Origin of the sequence: Chromohalobacter sp. 11-W, from assembly GCF_029889905.1 — a bacterium.
Classification (GTDB): domain Bacteria; phylum Pseudomonadota; class Gammaproteobacteria; order Pseudomonadales; family Halomonadaceae; genus Chromohalobacter.
In genome coordinates, this window is sequence record NZ_JARANZ010000007.1 from 16,048 (window position 1) to 33,470 (window position 17,423).

16 protein-coding genes are annotated in these 17,423 nt (G+C 62.3%); 8 read left to right on the plus strand and 8 right to left on the minus strand.

Translation table 11 applies throughout. From position 1 onward, the window contains the following. The first annotated feature begins 7 nt into the window (after positions 1-7). The 4 genes from OP494_RS10990 to xseA all read left to right on the plus strand — a co-directional run bounded on the left by OP494_RS10990 (position 8) and on the right by xseA (position 4,604). The gene (locus tag OP494_RS10990; protein ID WP_280540784.1) at positions 8-1,510 is read left to right on the plus strand and encodes a tripartite tricarboxylate transporter permease; all 1,503 of its coding nucleotides are present in this window, start codon (positions 8-10) and stop codon (positions 1,508-1,510) included. Between the two features lie 151 nt (positions 1,511-1,661). Continuing rightward, positions 1,662-2,201: a type IV toxin-antitoxin system AbiEi family antitoxin domain-containing protein gene (locus OP494_RS10995; protein WP_280540785.1), complete on the plus strand. Its 540-nt coding sequence runs from the start codon at positions 1,662-1,664 to the stop codon at positions 2,199-2,201. Next, positions 2,191-3,120 (plus strand): nucleotidyl transferase AbiEii/AbiGii toxin family protein, encoded by a 930-nt coding sequence (locus OP494_RS11000; RefSeq protein ID WP_280540787.1) that lies wholly within the window; start codon positions 2,191-2,193, stop codon positions 3,118-3,120. Before OP494_RS10995 ends, OP494_RS11000 begins: the two co-directional genes overlap by 11 nt. A 134-nt stretch (positions 3,121-3,254) precedes the next feature. Then, on the plus strand, positions 3,255-4,604 hold the full coding sequence (gene xseA, locus OP494_RS11005) for an exodeoxyribonuclease VII large subunit (protein WP_280540788.1): 1,350 nt from the start codon (positions 3,255-3,257) through the stop codon (positions 4,602-4,604). Between the two features lie 9 nt (positions 4,605-4,613). Here xseA and glrR read toward each other — a convergent pair whose 3' ends face one another. The 6 genes from glrR to OP494_RS11035 all read right to left on the minus strand — a co-directional run bounded on the left by glrR (position 4,614) and on the right by OP494_RS11035 (position 12,478). Beyond that, positions 4,614-6,014: a two-component system response regulator GlrR gene (gene glrR, locus OP494_RS11010; protein ID WP_280540789.1), complete on the minus strand. Its 1,401-nt coding sequence runs from the start codon at positions 6,012-6,014 to the stop codon at positions 4,614-4,616. A gap of 28 nt (positions 6,015-6,042) precedes the next feature. Continuing rightward, on the minus strand, positions 6,043-6,573 hold the full coding sequence (locus OP494_RS11015) for a hypothetical protein (RefSeq protein ID WP_280540790.1): 531 nt from the start codon (positions 6,571-6,573) through the stop codon (positions 6,043-6,045). After that, a complete protein-coding gene (locus OP494_RS11020; RefSeq protein WP_280540791.1) occupies positions 6,570-8,126 on the minus strand; it encodes an ATP-binding protein in 1,557 nt (518 codons plus the stop codon). Before OP494_RS11020 ends, OP494_RS11015 begins: the two co-directional genes overlap by 4 nt. Before the next feature lie 895 nt (positions 8,127-9,021). Then, on the minus strand, positions 9,022-10,335 hold the full coding sequence (gene argA / locus OP494_RS11025; RefSeq protein ID WP_280540792.1) for an amino-acid N-acetyltransferase: 1,314 nt from the start codon (positions 10,333-10,335) through the stop codon (positions 9,022-9,024). A gap of 140 nt (positions 10,336-10,475) precedes the next feature. Next, positions 10,476-11,747, minus strand: a complete 1,272-nt coding sequence (locus tag OP494_RS11030) for an inorganic phosphate transporter (protein WP_280540794.1) — start codon at positions 11,745-11,747, stop codon at positions 10,476-10,478. A 50-nt stretch (positions 11,748-11,797) separates the two neighbouring features. Further along, the gene (locus tag OP494_RS11035; RefSeq protein WP_280540795.1) at positions 11,798-12,478 is read right to left on the minus strand and encodes a TIGR00153 family protein; all 681 of its coding nucleotides are present in this window, start codon (positions 12,476-12,478) and stop codon (positions 11,798-11,800) included. Between the two features lie 104 nt (positions 12,479-12,582). Here OP494_RS11035 and OP494_RS11040 point away from each other — a divergent pair, with 104 nt between their 5' ends. After that, positions 12,583-13,431, plus strand: a complete 849-nt coding sequence (locus OP494_RS11040) for a CYTH domain-containing protein (RefSeq protein WP_280540796.1) — start codon at positions 12,583-12,585, stop codon at positions 13,429-13,431. A gap of 21 nt (positions 13,432-13,452) precedes the next feature. Next, entirely contained in the window at positions 13,453-14,343 is an 891-nt protein-coding gene (locus OP494_RS11045; protein ID WP_280540797.1) for an ion transporter, read from the plus strand. A gap of 145 nt (positions 14,344-14,488) precedes the next feature. Here OP494_RS11045 and OP494_RS11050 read toward each other — a convergent pair whose 3' ends face one another. Together OP494_RS11050 and OP494_RS11055 are read right to left on the minus strand one after the other, a co-directional pair. Beyond that, a complete protein-coding gene (locus OP494_RS11050; RefSeq protein ID WP_246893919.1) occupies positions 14,489-15,109 on the minus strand; it encodes an L-threonylcarbamoyladenylate synthase in 621 nt (206 codons plus the stop codon). Between the two features lie 372 nt (positions 15,110-15,481). After that, positions 15,482-16,375 carry a PHP domain-containing protein gene (locus OP494_RS11055; protein ID WP_280540798.1) on the minus strand — a complete coding sequence of 298 codons (894 nt, stop codon included), beginning with the start codon at positions 16,373-16,375 and terminating at the stop codon, positions 15,482-15,484. Positions 16,376-16,485: 110 nt separating this feature from the next. On the opposite strand from OP494_RS11055, the gene OP494_RS11060 reads away from it, so the two are divergent. Both OP494_RS11060 and OP494_RS11065 read left to right on the plus strand, forming a co-directional pair. After that, complete coding sequence (locus OP494_RS11060) at positions 16,486-17,055, plus strand: septation protein A (RefSeq protein ID WP_280540799.1); 570 nt, start codon at positions 16,486-16,488, stop codon at positions 17,053-17,055. Beyond that, entirely contained in the window at positions 17,055-17,354 is a 300-nt protein-coding gene (locus tag OP494_RS11065; protein WP_280540801.1) for a YciI family protein, read from the plus strand. Before OP494_RS11060 ends, OP494_RS11065 begins: the two co-directional genes overlap by 1 nt. Positions 17,355-17,423 lie beyond the last annotated feature (69 nt).

Here is a 17,423-nt window from a genome sequence, read left to right on the forward strand (position 1 = left end):
CCTTCTCATGTTCGATTTCCTGATCCATGGCTTCGACGTTGCTCTTAGCCCGCTGAACCTCGGCTTGGCTTTGCTCGGTGCGCTTCTCGGCACTCTTTTTGGGGCATTGCCTGGCATTGGTCCCATCAATGGTATTGCGATCCTGATGCCATTGGCCTATACGCTCGGCCTGCCCGCCGAGTCGGCATTGATCCTGCTCGCCGCCATCTACACGGGCGCTGAGTATGGCGGGCGCATGTCGAGCATTCTGCTCAACGTGCCCGGCGATGCCGGGGCCGTGATGACCACGCTCGACGGCCACCCGCTGGCCAAGAAGGGGCTGGCCGGACCGGCGCTCGGCCTGTCGGCGGTCAGCTCATTCGTCGGCGCGACCATCGCCATCATCGGCCTGACGCTGTTCGCGCCGCTGCTGGCGGAAGTGGCGGTGATGTTCGGTCCCGCCGAATTCTTCGCACTGATGGTGTTCGCCTTCGCCTCCATGTCCGTGATGATGGGCAAGGATCCCGTCAAGACCGCCATTGGCGCCGTGCTGGGGGTCTTGATCGGCACCGTGGGCGTCGATTCGAGCACCGGCGTGCTTCGTTATACCTTCGGCCTGCCCGAGTTGTACGACGGCATCGACTTCGTGGTCATGATCATCGGCTTGTTCGCGATCAGCGAGATCCTCCTGATGCTGGAACACGCCAACCGCAAGGACGGCAACGACGGCCTCCCACCGCTGGGACGCGTCTTCATCAGCCTCAAGGAAGTGGTGACCTGCAAGTGGACGATGGGACGCTCGGGCTTGATCGGCTTCATCATCGGCATCCTGCCCGGCACCGGTGCCTCGGTGGGCGGCGCGGTCGCCTATACCACGGAGAAGCGCCTGAGCGACAAGGACAATTCGTTCGGTACGGGCAACATGCGCGGCCTGGCGGCGCCGGAGGCGGCCAATAACGCCTCGGCGGTGGGCTCGTTCGTTCCCATGCTGACACTGGGAATCCCCGGCTCCGGCACGACGGCGGTGCTACTCGGCGCGTTGATGCTCTACAACATCACCCCCGGCCCCATGATGTTCAGTGAACGTCCTGAAGTCGCCGGCGGCCTGATCGCCTCGCTGTATATCGGCAATATCGTACTGCTGGCGCTCAACCTGCCATTGGCCGGCGTCTTCGCCCGCGTGCTGACGATTCCACGCTGGGTGCTGGTGCCAGGCATCGCGATTCTGGCCTTCGTCGGCGTTTTCCAGCTCCATTCCAATCTCGCCGCCATCTACCTAATGCTCATTATTGGTATATTCGGCTACTTACTGCGCAAGCTGGGCTTCTCGCTGGCTCCCGTCATTCTGGGCTATGTCCTTGGGGGATTGATGGAGCAAAACCTGCGGCGCGCGCTATCCATCAGCGGCGGCGATCTCGGTATTCTGTGGCAATCCGGCATTTCGCTCGGCCTCTGGATCGCGGCACTTGCTTTGCTGGTACTACCCTGGCTACTTCCCAAGCTGTGGCAAGCCAAAACCAGCAAGGCCTGACACCGCCAGGTCTGAAACAACAAGACCTGAACCGACCGGCCCCGTGCCGCCCCTCGGGCGCACGGGGCACGATATTCTGTGCACCAGGCTCTACTTGCCACGCACCAAGTCTACACATAAACTATTTATAAATAGCATTTGTGTATACTTGATGAATCAGATCACCGCCCGTGAGCGTCTCGACTACTGGGACCGCCAACACCGGTCTGTATTTACTCTCTCGGACCTGGCCAAGATCTTTCCCGAAGACAGCCCAAAGACGCTTCAGGAGGGAATCAATCGACTACGTCGACATGGCATGCTCGAGGCAGTCAGTCGCGGCGTGTATGTCTACAAGCTGTCACGGAACCATGACCCCGACCTTCTCGAACGAATCGCCAAGACCATGCGCCGTGGCGAGTACAGCTATGTCAGCCTCGAATCCGCACTCTCGGAATACGGCGCAATCTCACAGATTCCTGTCGATCGACTGACGATCATGACCACAGGCCGCAAAGGGGAATATCGAACCCCCTATGGCACCATTGAATTCACCCATACCAAGCGATCTGTACCCCAATTGCTTGATCGGATGCGCGACGTTGGACGTCCCTTGCGGCTGGCAACGCCCCAAGCCGCCTGGGCCGACCTCAAGCGTGTCGGGCGCAATACCCATCTTGTCGATGAAGCGAGCCTGCCGCATGCACACTGAACGCGCCAACTTCGATGAACTGGTCGCTCGCGCGATGGCACAACCCGGCCGAACCGCTATGCGCCCGGTCATCGAGAAAGAGCTGCTGCATCTCGACATCCTGTTCGCACTCGAACGGGAACGGCTCCTGGATCGGCTTACCTTTCAGGGAGGAACGTCGCTGCGCTTGTGTCAGGGCTCGCCGCGCTTCAGCGAAGACTTGGATTTTGCCGGCGGTTGGGATTTCAGCAGCCAACATCTGTCCCGCATCCGCGAGTGCATCGAGGACTATGTCAGCAATCGCTACCAGCTCAAGGTTAGTGTCAAGGAACCGAAAGAGCTGCGCGAAGAGCCTGGCTACCGGGACATTCGTATCGACAAATGGCAGGTTTCCGTCTTGACGGCACCAGCTCGAAAGGACATCCCCAAGCAGCGCATCAAACTGGAAGTGGCCAGCCTTCCGGCGTGCACGCGGGAAGCGCATGCGCTCCAGATCCACTACCCTTTTCTACCGGATGGCTACGATGATTTGCTGATCGTGACGGAAAGCCTAGAGGAGGTCATGGCGGATAAGCTGATCTCACTGGTCAACACAAAGAAATACGTGCGGCATCGTGACATCTGGGACCTGGCCTGGCTCAAGCAGCAAGGCGCATCTCCCGACGTCGAGCTCGTCAAGCGCAAGATTCAGGACTACACCATAGAACACTACCCTGACCGAGCCAGGGATATGCAATCACGTCTAGCCGGCATTGTGTCAGGTACGGCTTTTCAGGGTGAAATGGCCCGCTTTCTGCCCACAGAGACAGTCGACCGGACGATAAGGAATCCCCGCTTTGCCGACTTTCTCACCCGCGAGATCACCGCCATGCTGGAGCAGGTAGTCATCACGCTCGAGGGCCCGACGCCGGGGTCGCCCAGTCCGGAATTCACCCTCTAAGGAGCACGGCTCTCAAATACATCTAACCACACGCTGGTCGCATAAGCGTGGACGTGGATTTCTCGCTAGCGATGGTGCGTGGTCACAATGCTAGACTCCCTCTTCCAAACTTACCCGATCTTGCGAGGCCTGCGATGGACGACACTGGCAACCCCACCGCCCTCAGCGTTAGTGAACTCAATCGCCAGGCCCGTCTGATGCTGGAACGCGGCTTCGGCGAGTGTTGGGTGGAGGGCGAGATTTCGGGCGTGGCGCGGCCGGCGTCGGGGCATATCTACTTCACGCTCAAAGACGATCGCGCACAGTTACGCTGCGCGTTCTTCCGCAACCGGGCGCGCTTGATGCGCGCGCCGCTCAAGGACGGCGACCGGCTCCGAGTACGCGGGCGCGTGTCGGTGTTCGAGCCGCGTGGCGATTATCAACTGATCGTCGAGGCGGTGCAGGCGTCGGGGGAAGGCGAGCTGCTGGCGGCGTTCGAGCGGCTCAAGGCGAAGCTTTCCGCCGAGGGTGTCTTCGTCAACGCGCGGCCGCTGCCGAATCCGCCGCGCCATCTGGCCATCATCACCTCGCCCACCGGGGCGGCGATTCGTGACGTTCTGGCGGTGTTGCGCCGCCGTTGGCCGGCACTGGAGGTGACGATCCTGCCGGTGCCAGTCCAGGGCCGCGAGGCGCCGCCGGCGATCATTCGCGCCATCGCCCAGGCCAATCAGCGCACTCAGAGGCCGGAAGACACCGTCGACGCCCTGCTGATCACGCGCGGTGGCGGTAGTCTGGAGGATCTATGGGCGTTCAATGACGAGCATCTGGCGCGGGCGATTCATCACTCCCGGCTGCCGGTGATGTCGGCAGTCGGGCACGAAGTCGATGTCACGCTGGCGGATTTCGCCGCCGACGAGCGCGCGCCTACGCCTTCCGCCGCCGCCGAGCGCCTGGCCCCCGACTGGCGTGAGCGCCAGGCCCAGCTACAAGCCGCCGAACGTGGCCTGACACGCGCCATGCAGGCGCGGCTGGAGCGCGACGGCCAACGTCTCGATCATGCCCGGGTGCGGCTGCGCCATCCCGGTGAGCGTCTGGCCGAGCAACGTCGGCGCCTGGAGAACTGGGAAACGCGTCTGCGCCTGGCCATGCGGCGGCGACTCGACCGTGAGCATCAGCATCACGAGACACTGACACGCCGCGTGGAACGTCAGGACCCACGCCTTGCCATCGAGGCGTATCGGCAACGCCTGACGACGCTAGAACGTCAGCTACATACCGCCCTGCCGCGCCGGCTCGATCAATCCCGGGAACGGCTCGAAGCGCTGGCGCGCGAGCTCAATGCGGTCAGCCCGCTGGCGGTATTGGGACGCGGTTATGCGATTCTCGAAGACGACGAGCACCGCGTCGTGCGCAACGCACACGACACTCAGCCCGGCCAGGCCCTCACGGCGCGGCTCGGTGAGGGGCGGCTCAAAGTGGAAGTGAAGCGCCGTTTCAAACGTTGAACACGCGCCTTAGCGCTGCACCCGACGCGGCTGGGTGTCGTCGTTCTGCGCCGACTGCGGTTGGGTGCTGGGCTTGAAGCTGCTCGGTTCCAGGTCGTGCCGGGCCAGCAGCTTGTAGAAGTCGGTGCGATTGCGCCCGGCGATGCGCGCGGCCTGGGTGACGTTGCCCTCGGTGATCTTGAGCACCTTGACGAGATAGCTGCGCTCAAACCCCGCGCGCGCCTCGTTGAACGACGGCAGGGCGTTCTCCTCGGCCGCTAGCGCCTGCGCCACCAGCGCTTCGGGAATGATCGGCGAGCTGGTCAACGCGACGCACTGCTCGACGACGTTAACCAGTTGACGCACATTACCCGGCCAGGCGCTGGAGGCCAGCAGGTTGAGCGCTTCCGACGAGAAGCCTTTGACGAAGGGCTTATGGCGCTCTGCAGCCTGTCCCACCAGGTACTTGGCGAGCAACGGCACGTCCTCGGCGCGTTCCTTGAGTGCCGGCAGCTTGAGGTTGACAACGTTGAGGCGGTAGTAGAGATCCTCGCGGAAGTCGCCCTCGTGCATGGCGCGGTCGAGATCGCGGTGCGTAGCGGAAATGATGCGCACATCGATGGGCACCGAGGTGGTCGAGCCCAGCGGGCGGATCTGGCGCTCCTGCAGCGCGCGCAGTAGCTTAACCTGCAAGGTCAGCGGCATGTCGCCGATTTCGTCGAGGAACAGGCTGCCCCCATTGGCGGCGAGAAAAAGCCCCTCGTGCTGGCTGACCGCGCCGGTGAAGGCCCCCTTGGCGTGGCCGAACAATTCGCTTTCCAGCAGTTGTTCGGGCAGTGCGCCGCAGTTGATCGCCACGAACGGCTTGTCGGCACGCCCACTGGCCTGATGGATGGCGTTGGCGAGCAATTCCTTGCCCGAGCCGGAAGCCCCGGTGATCAGCACGCTGACATCGGACGCCGCCACCATCCGCGCCTGCTCGAGGATGCGTTCCATCTGGGGGCTGCGGGTGATGATCTCGGCGCGCCAAGCATCGTCGCCGGCGCCATGCGTTCCCGGCGTCTGCGATAGGGCTTCTTCGATGGCGGCGAACAGCTCATCGCGGTCCACCGGCTTGGTAAGGAAGCTGAACACGCCCTGCCGCGTGGCGCTCACCGCATCGGGAATCGAGCCATGCGCGGTCAGAATGATCACCGGCATGCCGGGTGCGCGGCGCTGCAATTCGCGAAACAGCGCCATGCCGTCCATTTCATCCATGCGCAAGTCGGAAAGCACCAGATCGGGGCGATCCTCGTTGAGACACTCCAACGCCTGCCGCCCACTTTCGGCAGTGGTCACACGGTAACCTCGGCTTTCCAGGCGCATGCCCAAAAGCTTGAGGAGGCTGGGGTCGTCATCGACCAGCAGAATATGGGCGGCGGCGTGCTTCACGAATCTCTCCTTGGTAACCGTCGCGACATCATGGCGATTGCTCATGGCGCGAGTTGATACTCTGTTCGATGGCCGTCAGGGCGTCGAGTTTCTCGGCGAGGTCATCGCGCTCGCGTCCCAACGCTTGGCGGCGCGATTCGCTCTGGGCGAGATCGCTGGCCAAATCGCGGCGCGCTTCGAGCTCGTTGAGCCATTGCCGCAGCAGAGGCTGCAAACGGCTCGGCGCCGCCGAGATATCGGCCTTGTAAAGCTCGGATGCCTGTTCCCAGCCATCGCGTTCGCCCCATGACAGTACCGCGGCGCGCGCCAGCTTGAGATGGGGCATGTCGCCCCGGAGGCGCGTGAGCATAGTGTCGCGCCACTCGCTATCACCGCGTTGCGAGGCGAGACCGAAGGCGATCCAATCATCCACCAGGCAGACATTGTCGGCCAGCTTGGGGATGTCGTCATTACAGGAAGTGACCGGGGCTGCCGGAGCGGACGTCTCTTGCGTCATCCACTGGCACCCGGTCAGCAGTGAGCCAGCGCACAGCGTCACTAGCAGCATCCGGATGTTCATGCGTTCGAATTCCTTGCGTTTAGCGCCGGCGTCGTCGTGGCCGGCGTCGTTATGGAAGCGTCGTCGCCATCGGCTCCTTCCTCCGGCGACGTCACCTCGGGCAATGTCAGTCGGAAGCAGACCGGGAAGGTGTCATCCTCGACCAACTCCAAGCGTCCATTTTGAACCTTGGCGCAATCGGCGGCCACCGACAAGCCGATGCCCGATCCCTTGAGGGCACCCTGGCGGCGCATGCGACCCTGATAGAAGGCTTCGAAGAGACGCGCGCGGTCGCTGTCGTCGATAGGCTCACCGGTGTTGGCGACTTCGACCACCAGCCATGACGCATGTTGCCGAACACGCAGCGCCAGTTGGCCGCCATTCTCACCGTAGGCGATGGCATTGGAAATCAGATTGTCGAGAACGCTGGCGGTACGCTCGCGGTCGGCCTGCCAGGGCAAGGGCGTGTGCCGAGGCCAGTCGACATGCATGCCCTTCTTGTCGAGCGCCAAACGATGCTTGGCGAGCACTTCCTGGATCACCGTGACCAAGTCGAAACGCGTCACCTTGAGTCCTCGGCTGTGCTGTAACAGATTATAGTCGAGCAATTGCTCGATCAGGGCCTGAAGTTCCTGACCACTGACATCGATCAAGCCCACGATTTCCCGCTGACGCTCGCTGAGTTCGCCGACCACACCATCGGATAGCAGCGCCGTGCCCTCGCGCACGCTGGCCAACGGGGTTTTCAGCTCGTGGGACATGTGGCGCAGAAACTGCTGTTTCTGCGCCTCGAGTTCGGTGAGGCGTCCGGACAACCAAGTCAGCCGCTCGCCAAGACTAACCAGCTCCGCCGGCCCCTGGATATGCTGCGACGAGGCCGGCTCCATGCCGCTGCCCAGGCTGAAGATCCGCCGCTCGAGCTGGCGGATGGGGCGGATGATCAGCCAGGTGAAGATCAGCATCAGCCCCAGGCTGACCGAGACCAGCGCGGCAGTCTGCATCCACAACTGCCCACGCACGGTGCTGGCACGCTCGCGAATGTTTTCGATACGCTCATCGATCAGTTGGTTGGTAGCCTGGCGAACGTTGTCGGTGCGCTGGGAGAAGTCGCCGAACGCCGCCAACTGCTCGCGGAACTCGTCGATTGGCTTGTCCGGCAACGCCTCGAGCTGGCTTAGTTGCTCACGCAGGCGCGGGATATCGGGATCGTCGGGCAGCAAGGGAGCATGCTCGTCGAGCAGTTCCGCGTAGCGTTGGGCTTTCTCGGTATAGATGCTGAGCAATCCTTCCTGCTCCAGCACCGCGTACTGACGCGCACTGCGCTCCATTTCCAATGCCAGGTTACTCAAGGTGCGGGCGCGGCGGGTCTGCTCCACCGCTTGGCGCGCGCTGACATCGGCCAGCGACGAGAGCTCGGAGAGTGCCTGGCCGGCCTGAAACATGAGCACAGCGATTGGCAGCATCACCATCACAAAGGCGAGCATTACCAACTGCAATAACGAACGAGGACGCCAGCGGCGAGAGACCTGAGTGGTCATGAGCGCGATTCTATGCAGAAAGAGTGTGGATGCCATGTCATCTTATCCGCATAGGATAACAGAGTCGCGTTCGTATACCGGTTTTCGCATCGCCGCACCGATCGAAAGCGAGGAATAAGTCCCGTTCAGCCATGAATACCCGACGCATCCGCTCGACACACCGCGGCGGCCCACAAGACGCGCAAAAAAATGGGCCGGAAGACCGGCCCAAGGTACGCAGGGAACTGAAGGGTCAAGTGAACACTCTCGAACATCCACCTGGCTGAATTCTCGAGAATGATCGAGGGGCTCGAAAGCCCACGAAGCCATGAGGTCCATACATTGCCAGGAAAAGGCCCTCATGTTGACGGCGCAGCCGCCACTTCGTTTCGTGTGCCGCGTCGCCAGAAGCGGCGCGGCGAAGTTAGCCCCCGAAGGGGTGGCATCCATGCCTGGGCATCCTTGCCCTTTTGGTACCTTTCCATGCCCGTAGGCGGTACCCGTCTCATCGCAACCTAAGTCACACATCGCGTGGAGCAGACGCTGATCAATCTAGCCGGGACATTGCGCACAGGGTTGTGGTCGAAACGCCCTGGCTTGATCGATCGAGAAACGGTTCGAGCCGTATTGAACCGTTTCCCGTTGCTCATCCCATATATTGCGATAGTCGTGCCAATTTTTTAAAAGTCATTAAAAAACAATAACTTAAAAACATAGCCTAAAGGCCAAAACCGCACGACGGGCTATTACATCGAGAATCGGGGGCATTTCGGCACTCATAATGTCGCCACTTGCCAACGCTCTTTCGTCTATATATAGAAATATCAATAAAAACAGATACTTATTACGTCTCTCTTTGGAGACACCCATTAGATGGAAGCGACACTGCAAGCCGCCGGACGGGCGAGTATCGGTGCAGCCTTGCCGTTGAGCGGCGGCACAGGGCTGGCGTTCAACCGAGGGGTTTGAGCAACACCTTGGATTGGCGCGCATGGTTATAGGAATCGCGCCGCAGGTGCGGCAACACCTCCAGGCCGTCGAGTCGAAAACCGTGCTCGAGGAACCAATGCGTGGTGTGGGTGGTGAGGGCAAACAAGGCGCTGTAGCCACGCCGACGGGATTCACGCTCGACCTCGGCCAAGAGCAGATCGCCGCGCGCACCACCGCGATAATCGCCATGCACGGCGACACAGGCCAGTTCCCCCATACCCGCTTCGGGGTAGGCATGCATGGCACTGCAACCGATGATCATGCCGTCGCGTTCGATCACCCAGTAGTCATCGATCTGATGCTCGAGCCGCTCCCGCGAGCGCGCCACGAGCATGCCGCGCTCCTCCAGCGGGCGCAGCAATTCAAGCAAGCCGCCCACGTCTTCCAGTGTCGCGCGGCGCAACTGCTCGTAGCGATGCTGGGTGATCATGGTCCCCACCCCGTCGCGGGTGAACAGCTCGCCGAGCAAGGCGTCGCGATCGTGCCACGTCAGCAGGTGAGTGCGGGCCACGCCATGGCGCGCCGCTTCGCACGCCGCGCCCAGGTGACGCGCCAGCTCGCTACCGGGCGCGGCCTGACGCCGTAACGGGTCCGCCTCCAACGGAGTAAGTTGGCGCTGCAACATGCCGCTGGCATCGTGCAGCCCCGCCGCGTCGCCAAGCAGAATCAGCTTGTCGGCGCCCAGCCCCATGGCGACGTGTTGGGCGACATCGGCCGCGTCGAGGTCGAACACCTCGCCGGTACTCGAATATCCCAGCGGCGGCACCAGTACCAAGGTTTCCTTCGCCAGCAGTTCAGCGATGGCTTGGCTGCGCACGCGGCGTACCTCGCCGCTGTGGTGGAAGTCGACACCATCGCGTACGCCCAACGGCTTGGCGGTCACTAGATTGCCGGAGACCACCGTCAGCTCGACGCCATGCAGCGGCGTGTTGGGTAACCCCAACGAGAGGCGTGCCTCGATCTTGAGGCGCAGCTCGGCGGCGATGCGTTCGACATGGCGCATGATCGACTCATCGGCCACCCAACGCCCTTCGATCCGGCGCGGCTCGATCCCCGCCTCGCCCAGCGCCTCGCCCACCTGCGGACGAATGCCGAAGACCATCACCAGGCGCACGCCCAGGGTATGCAGCAATGCCAGGTCCTGAAGCAGAGGCTCCCATCGCTCGGAGGCCAATGCCTCGCCTTCGATGAGCACCACGAACGTACGCCCCCGATGCGCATTGATATACGGAGACGAATTACGAAACCAATCGGCGAAGGGGAAACGAGTATCCAAGGCCGCACTCCGGCAGCAGGTGAACGGGAAATCCTGACTATAACAGAGCGACGAAAACGGCGGCACCACTCTCGTGGCACCGCCGCTTCAGGCTTCAGGCGTATTTTAGCTCGCAGCTCGTGGCCCGCGCTCGTGGCTCGTCAGCCGAAAAAGCCCTTGAACATGAAGAAGAACATGATCGACAGCAACGCCCCGGCCGGCAGGGTAATCACCCAGGACAATACGATAGTGCCCAGCACGCGCATGTTGAGCGCCGTGATGCCGCGAGCCAGGCCGACCCCGAGCACCGCACCGACCAGCGTCTGCGTCGTGGAAACCGGCAAACCGGTTCCCGAGGCCAGTACCACGGTCGTCGCCGCCGCCAGGGTCGCCGCGAACCCGCGACTCGGCGTCAGCTCGGTGATTCCCGTGCCCACCGTGGCGATGACTTTGTGGCCATAGGTGATCAAGCCGACGACGATACCGCCGCCGCCCAGCACCAGCACCCACCACGGCAATGCGGCGGCCCCACCGACGTCGCCGTTCGACTCGACGACGCTGATGACCGCCGCCAGCGGCCCCACGGCATTGGCGACATCGTTGGAGCCATGCGCGAACGCCATGGCACAGGCGGTAAACATCATCAGCACGCCGAACACGCGCTCGACGCTGTTGAAATCGAACGCCGAGCTGCCGCGCTTGCGTTTGGCGCGGTCGACGCGATTTTCCATCAGGATGCCGACGACCATCACTACCAAGCCGATCCCGATCGCCACCAACAGGCTGTCACCAAAGCTCATATCCAGCCCGATATGGGAGAGCCCCTTGACCAGGGTGACCATCGCCACGATGAAGCCGACCATGAAGATATAACCGGGCACATAGCGTTTGGCCGCCGCGAAGGGATCACTGTTCTCGAAGATGAGAAACTGTACCGACTTGAACAACGCGAAGGCGATGGACCCCGCCAACAGCGGCGACACCACCCAGCTTGCCGCGATCTGACCGACCTTGGGCCAACCGACGGAGTCGACGCCCAGCCCGGCGACGGCGAAACCGACAATGGCCCCGACGATGGAGTGCGTGGTAGACACCGGCCAGCCGCGCATGGAGGCGATGAATAGCCACACGCCCGCGGCCAGCAACGAGGCCAGCATGCCGTAGACCAGCAACTGCGGGTCATCGGAGAGCAAACTGGGGTCGATGATCCCTTTGCGTATAGTGTCGGTGACCTGGCCCCCCGCCAGCCATGCCCCGAGAAATTCGAACACCACGGCGATGAGAATCGCCTGACGGATGGTAATGGCCTTGGACCCCACGGAGGTTCCCATGGCATTGGCCACATCGTTGGCCCCTACCCCCCAGGCCATGAAGAAACCGAAAATGCAGGCGAGAATAATGAAGACATCGCCGTACTGCGCAATGATGGACATAGGCAAGTTCTATCTGGCTGGCGTGAGACGGAAAATCACACGGCCCGCGTTCAGCGGGCCGTGAGAATTTGGAGACGGCTGCCGACGCGCTCGGCGCGATCGGACAGCTCACCGATCCATTCGATGATCTTATAAAGAAAGATCACATCGACCGGCGGCAACTCGGCCTCCAGCTGGAAGAGCTGGCGACGAATAAGCACTTGCTGGTCGTCGGCCTGATGCTCGAGGTCATGAAGCTCGCGGATAAAATCCTGCATGAGATCGCCGACGTTACGCCCAAAGCCGGAATCGAGCAGCTCCTGGAGCTCTTCGAGCGCCTTGCGCGCCTGGCCAACGGTCGCGATCGCGGTTTCGAGATAAGCGCGCATCGAAGGCGCCAGCGATTCTGGCACCTGCATCTGGCGGCCCAGCATGATGCCAGTGATATCGCGCGCCTTGTTGGCGATCTTATCCTGTACGCTGATCAGCTCCAGCAGGTCGGAACGCGAGACCGGCAGGAACATGCTGTTAGGAAGGTTGAGACGCAATTCGGTCTTGAGCGTATCGGCCTCGTGCTCGAGCTCGGTGATCACTTCTCGATGCGTGGCGGCGTCGTCCCAGTTGCCCGCCTGCGTGGCATCGAAAAATGGCAGGAGTCGCTCGGCGCATTCGCTTGTCTTGACGATATGCGCGAGCAAGGGCTCGAAAGGCGAGCGCCCGAACAATGCCGAGAACGGATTGGAAGTCACCATAATGTCAGATTCGATGCGTTGGGAATGGCGGCGTCAGTATAGTGACTGCACCCCTTCTCGTCATGGAAAATTCACCCTCTTGTCATCAACGCACAAGGACAGGCATGGCTCAGGAAATCGAACTCAAGCTCGCCCTCGGCGCCAGCGGCCCCCATGCGCTGCGCCAGCATCCGCGACTCGCGAACCACAGCATGGTGCGTGCGTGGCTCGCCAACACGTATTACGACACGCCGGGGCGCGCCCTGGAGCGCGCGCGTATCGCTTTGCGCATTCGCCGCACACCCGACGGTTACCTGCAGACGCTCAAGACGGCAGGCAGCGGCCAGGGCGGCCTGCACGCACGCGGTGAATGGGAATGGCCGATCGATGGCGACGAACTGGACATCGAGGGCATCCGCCAGCACGCACCGGACACCATCGACGAAGCGGATCTCGCCCAACTCGTTCCGCGCTTCACCACCGACTTCACCCGCGAGCGCTGGGACGTCATCGAGGCAGACGCCACCATCGAGGTGGCGCTGGATATCGGCACCATTCATGCCGGCGGCCGGCAGGTCCCGATCCGCGAGTTGGAGCTCGAGCTCAAGGCAGGTAGCGCCGAGGCCCTGTGGCAACTGGCTGCCTCCCTCGCGGATGGCGTAGCACTCCGCCCCGCCAATGCCAGCAAGGCCCAGCGCGGCGCCGCCCTGCATGACGGCTGGACGCTCCCCGACAACGCCGCAGACGCCCAGAGTCACTGGAACGCAGCGCTCGAGGCGCTGGATGCCTGGCAGGACACGGGGCACGCGGACTACCGTCATCGAGCCGGCCGCCATTTTGACGCACTTGGCGGCAACGCCGCCCAACGCCTGGCGAGCGCCTTGCGCGACGCCGACGACGCGCATCCCGACACGTGGCTCACTCCCGAAATGAGCCGCGACTGGCTCGCCGCCTGGCACCACGCCACCGCCTGACGCAACGCAGGAGATCGACCTTTGACGCTGCCTTTCGAACCCGCCAACAGCGGCCTACGCAAGACGCTGTTCCACATCATCTTCGAGTCCGATACAAGGGCCGCGAAGATCTTCGACATCGTTCTCATCACGCTGATTCTACTCAGCGTGGCGGTGGTATTCGTGGACAGCGTGCCGAGCCTTCACGCTCGCTTCGGCAGGGCGCTCTATCTTCTCGAATGGGGCTTCACGCTGCTTTTCACATTGGAGCTGGCGGTACGGCTTTATTGCCTGGAACGCCCACTGCGCTACTTGAAGAGCTTCTATGGCATCGTCGATCTACTCTCCATCCTGCCCACCTGGCTCAGCCTGCTGATACCCGGCGCCCAGTCGCTTCTCGTGGTGCGCGTGCTACGTGCGTTACGCGTCTTTCGCGTGTTGCGGCTGATGGAATTCGTCGGTGAAGGCCGCATGCTGACGCAGGCGCTTTCGCGCAGTTACCGCAAGATCATGCTGTTTCTATTCACGGTGCTGCTGGTCGTCACCGTCTTCGGCACCCTGATCTACATGATCGAGCCCCCCGAAGCCGGGTTCACCAGCATGCCACGGGCCATGTACTGGGGCGTCGTCACGCTGACCACGGTGGGCTACGGCGACATCGCACCGATCACCCCGCTCGGCCAGTTCATCTCGGCGTGCATGATGATCCTGGGGTACTCGATCATCGCCGTGCCCACCGGCGTCTTCTCGGCGGAAGTGATCCGCTCGATCCATGCAGAACGCTACTCCGAAGAAGCCTGCCCCGGCTGCGGGCACGAAGGACATGAGCGCGACGCCAAATATTGTCGCAAATGCGGCACTTGGCTCGACGAAGACACCCAGGATCCCCGCCTGAAAGACGACGCAGATGGCGCCTCACAGGCGGGGCGCTGAAACCGGTGTCGTTTCGTGAGAGCCATGCCGGTGACAAGCCGGCGCGAGGGTCATTCGTCATGGATGACGAATGTAGCGCCCAAGGAAGGGTTCATAGCGCCCTCGCGAAGGCTTGTCACCGCAGCTTTCCACCTTGTCCCCGTGCTTACTGGAACGGCGCCGTGTCGCCGCGCCCTTCACGGACGACAGTAGGCGGCATCTCGCGCATATCGACCACCGTGGTCGGGTCCAGGTGGCAGGCGCCGCCATCGATGACCGCATCGAGATGCGCGCCGAAACGTTCGCGGATCGCCTCGGGATCAGTCATGGGTAGATCGTCGTCGACGGGAATCAGCGTCACGCTCATCAACGGCTCGCCCAGCGCCGCGAGCAACGCATGGCTGATGCGATGATCCGGCACGCGAACACCGATGGAGCGCCGCTTGGGATGCAACAGCAGACGCGGCACCTCGTTGGTGGCATTGAGAATGAAGGTATACGGCCCCGGCGTATGCGCCTTGAGCAGGCGGAACACGTCGTTATCGACCTTGGCGTAAGTGCCAATCTCGGACAGGTCGGAACACACCAGCGTGAAGTTGTGCTTGTCATCCAGCGAGCGCAGCCACTTGATCTTCTCGATGGCTTTTTTCTCGCCCAGGCAGCAACCGAGCGCATAGCCGGAATCGGTCGGATAAGCGATCACACCGCCACCGCGCAACAACGAGATCGTCTGATCGATGAGACGTTTCTGCGGGTTGTCGGGATGAATCTGAAAGAACTGGGTCATACCTGCCTCCTTGGACCGGAAGAACGAACCGGATGAACCGAGGGCCGAACGTGCTGAGTAGCGAATGCGCTGGGCCGCCCGGCGTGCCTCGTGCCCAGCATAGGGCCTGTTGCCGTTTCGGCGCGAACCGCGTTGCTGCGCCAAATGGCGCCAGGCAAGGCGCGGGATGCAGGAAAGGGTGGTTCCCTTTTCCAATCCCGCAACGCCGCATGGCGCCATTTGCCGCGCAACCCGAAGGGCCGGTCCAGTTTTTGCACGGTGCTGCGTTATTCGTCGTTCATTTGGAACTACCAAATATCTCTCCTCATGCCTTGCCCCGCACAAAAACTGGCTCCGGCGCGGCCGTGCCTGAAACGACAACAGGCCCTAACCTTACGCGGCGAATCTCGCAAGCCTGGGATGACGCCACACCGGCGTCACCGAACAACGTGGCGGCGCACTCATCACGCCCGGTGCCAGCGGCCCGCCCGGATAGTGAAAATCGCTGCCCTGCGATCCCATGAGATCGCGCGCTTCGAGCTGGCGGGCCAGGTCGCGCCCCACGTCGGCGTTCTGATGGCCGCTGATCAATTCAGCGGCTTCCCCACCGGCTTCGCGGAAGCTGTCCAGTAGTTGGCTGCGCTTGCGATGCGTGAGGCGATAGCGCAGCGGATGCGCCAGCACCGCGATGCCCTGACTGTCGCGAATCCAGTCGACCACCTCACTGAGATACGGCCAATGGGTTTTAACGTCACCGGGCTTGCCGGCGCCCAGATACTTCTTGAAGGCCGTCGGCATGTCCGGCACCACGTCCGCCGCCACCAAGGCCTTGGCGAAATCCGGCCGCCCCAGGGGCCGCTCGCTGCCGGCCTGTTCGCGGGCGCGTGCCAAGGCGTCATCGAGGCCGATTTTCTCAAGGCGTCGGGCGATTTCCTCGGCGCGTGCCACACGGGCCTGCGCTTGCGCCTCGAGCCCGGGCACCAAGGCGCCACTGGCACCCTCGGGCAACAACGCCACCACGTGAATGCCGATACCGCGCCACAATGTGGATAACTCGCTTCCCGCCAGGCAACGCATACCCAAACTTTCAGCATGGCGCTGAGCCTCGGCAACACCGGCCACGGTGTCATGATCGGTCAGGGAAAAACGCGTGACGCCCTTGGCGTGGCAGGCGTCGGTCAACGCTTGTGGCGATAGCGCGCCATCGGAGGCGGTCGAATGCATGTGCAGATCGAGGCCAAGATCGGCATCGAAGGTATCGGGCAGGGGTGCTAAGGGTTGGCTCATGGGCATGACGCGGTGCGGCGTCTTTGTCAGAATAGGCTCGCTATAGTGCTCGCTTGCGCTGCAGTGGGTCAATTCCCGTGCCGCGCCGGCACCTCACAGGATGCTCGCCGATGAAAATGTTCTTGGATTTCCTGCCCATCGTATTGTTTTTCGCGGTGTATCACTTCAGCGGCGATATTCTGCTCGCCACGCTGGTGCTGATTCCCGCCACGCTGCTGCAGGTCGCCTTCATGTGGTGGCGCTACCGCCGTGTGGAAAAGATGCAGTTGGTGACCCTGGTACTGGTCGTCGTCATGGGCGGGGCGACCGTGCTGTTTCACAACGCGGCGTTCATCCAATGGAAGCCGACCGTGGTCAACTGGCTGTTCGCCTTCGCGTTTCTGGTCGCACCGCTGTTCGGTGGCAAGACCCTCGTGGAGCGCATGATGGGCAAGGCCATCACGCTCCCCGCCGCCACCTGGCGACGCCTCAACCTCGCCTGGGCGCTCTTCTTCATTGCACTGGGCGCGATCAATGTGTATGTCTTCAAGACCTACGACGAGGCCACTTGGGTCAACTTCAAGCTGTTCGGCATGCTGGGGCTGACCCTGTTGTTCGTGATCGGCCAGGGCATTTATCTGGCCCGTCACATGCCCCGCGATACGCTTTCGCAAAACGACCATCAGAAGGATGACGTCTAATGCTTTACTCGATCGTTAGTGACGATGTGCAAGACAGCCTCGAACGCCGCAAGGCGGCACGTCCCGATCATCTGGCGCGTCTCGAGAAACTCCGTGACGAAGGGCGCCTGGTGCTCGCCGGGCCCAGCCCCGCCGTGGATGCCAACGACCCGGGCGAGGCCGGCTTCACCGGCAGCGTGGTGATCGCCGAGTTCGACAGCCAGCAAGAGGCCCAGGCCTGGGCCGACGCCGATCCCTTCGTGATCGCCGGCGTTTACTCCAAGGTCACGGTCAAGCCGTTCAAGAAGGTATTACCGTAACGCGTTTATCCACACCCGGACGCCCGAGTCTTTATGCACACCAGGTGTGGATAACACTGTTAAAAGGCG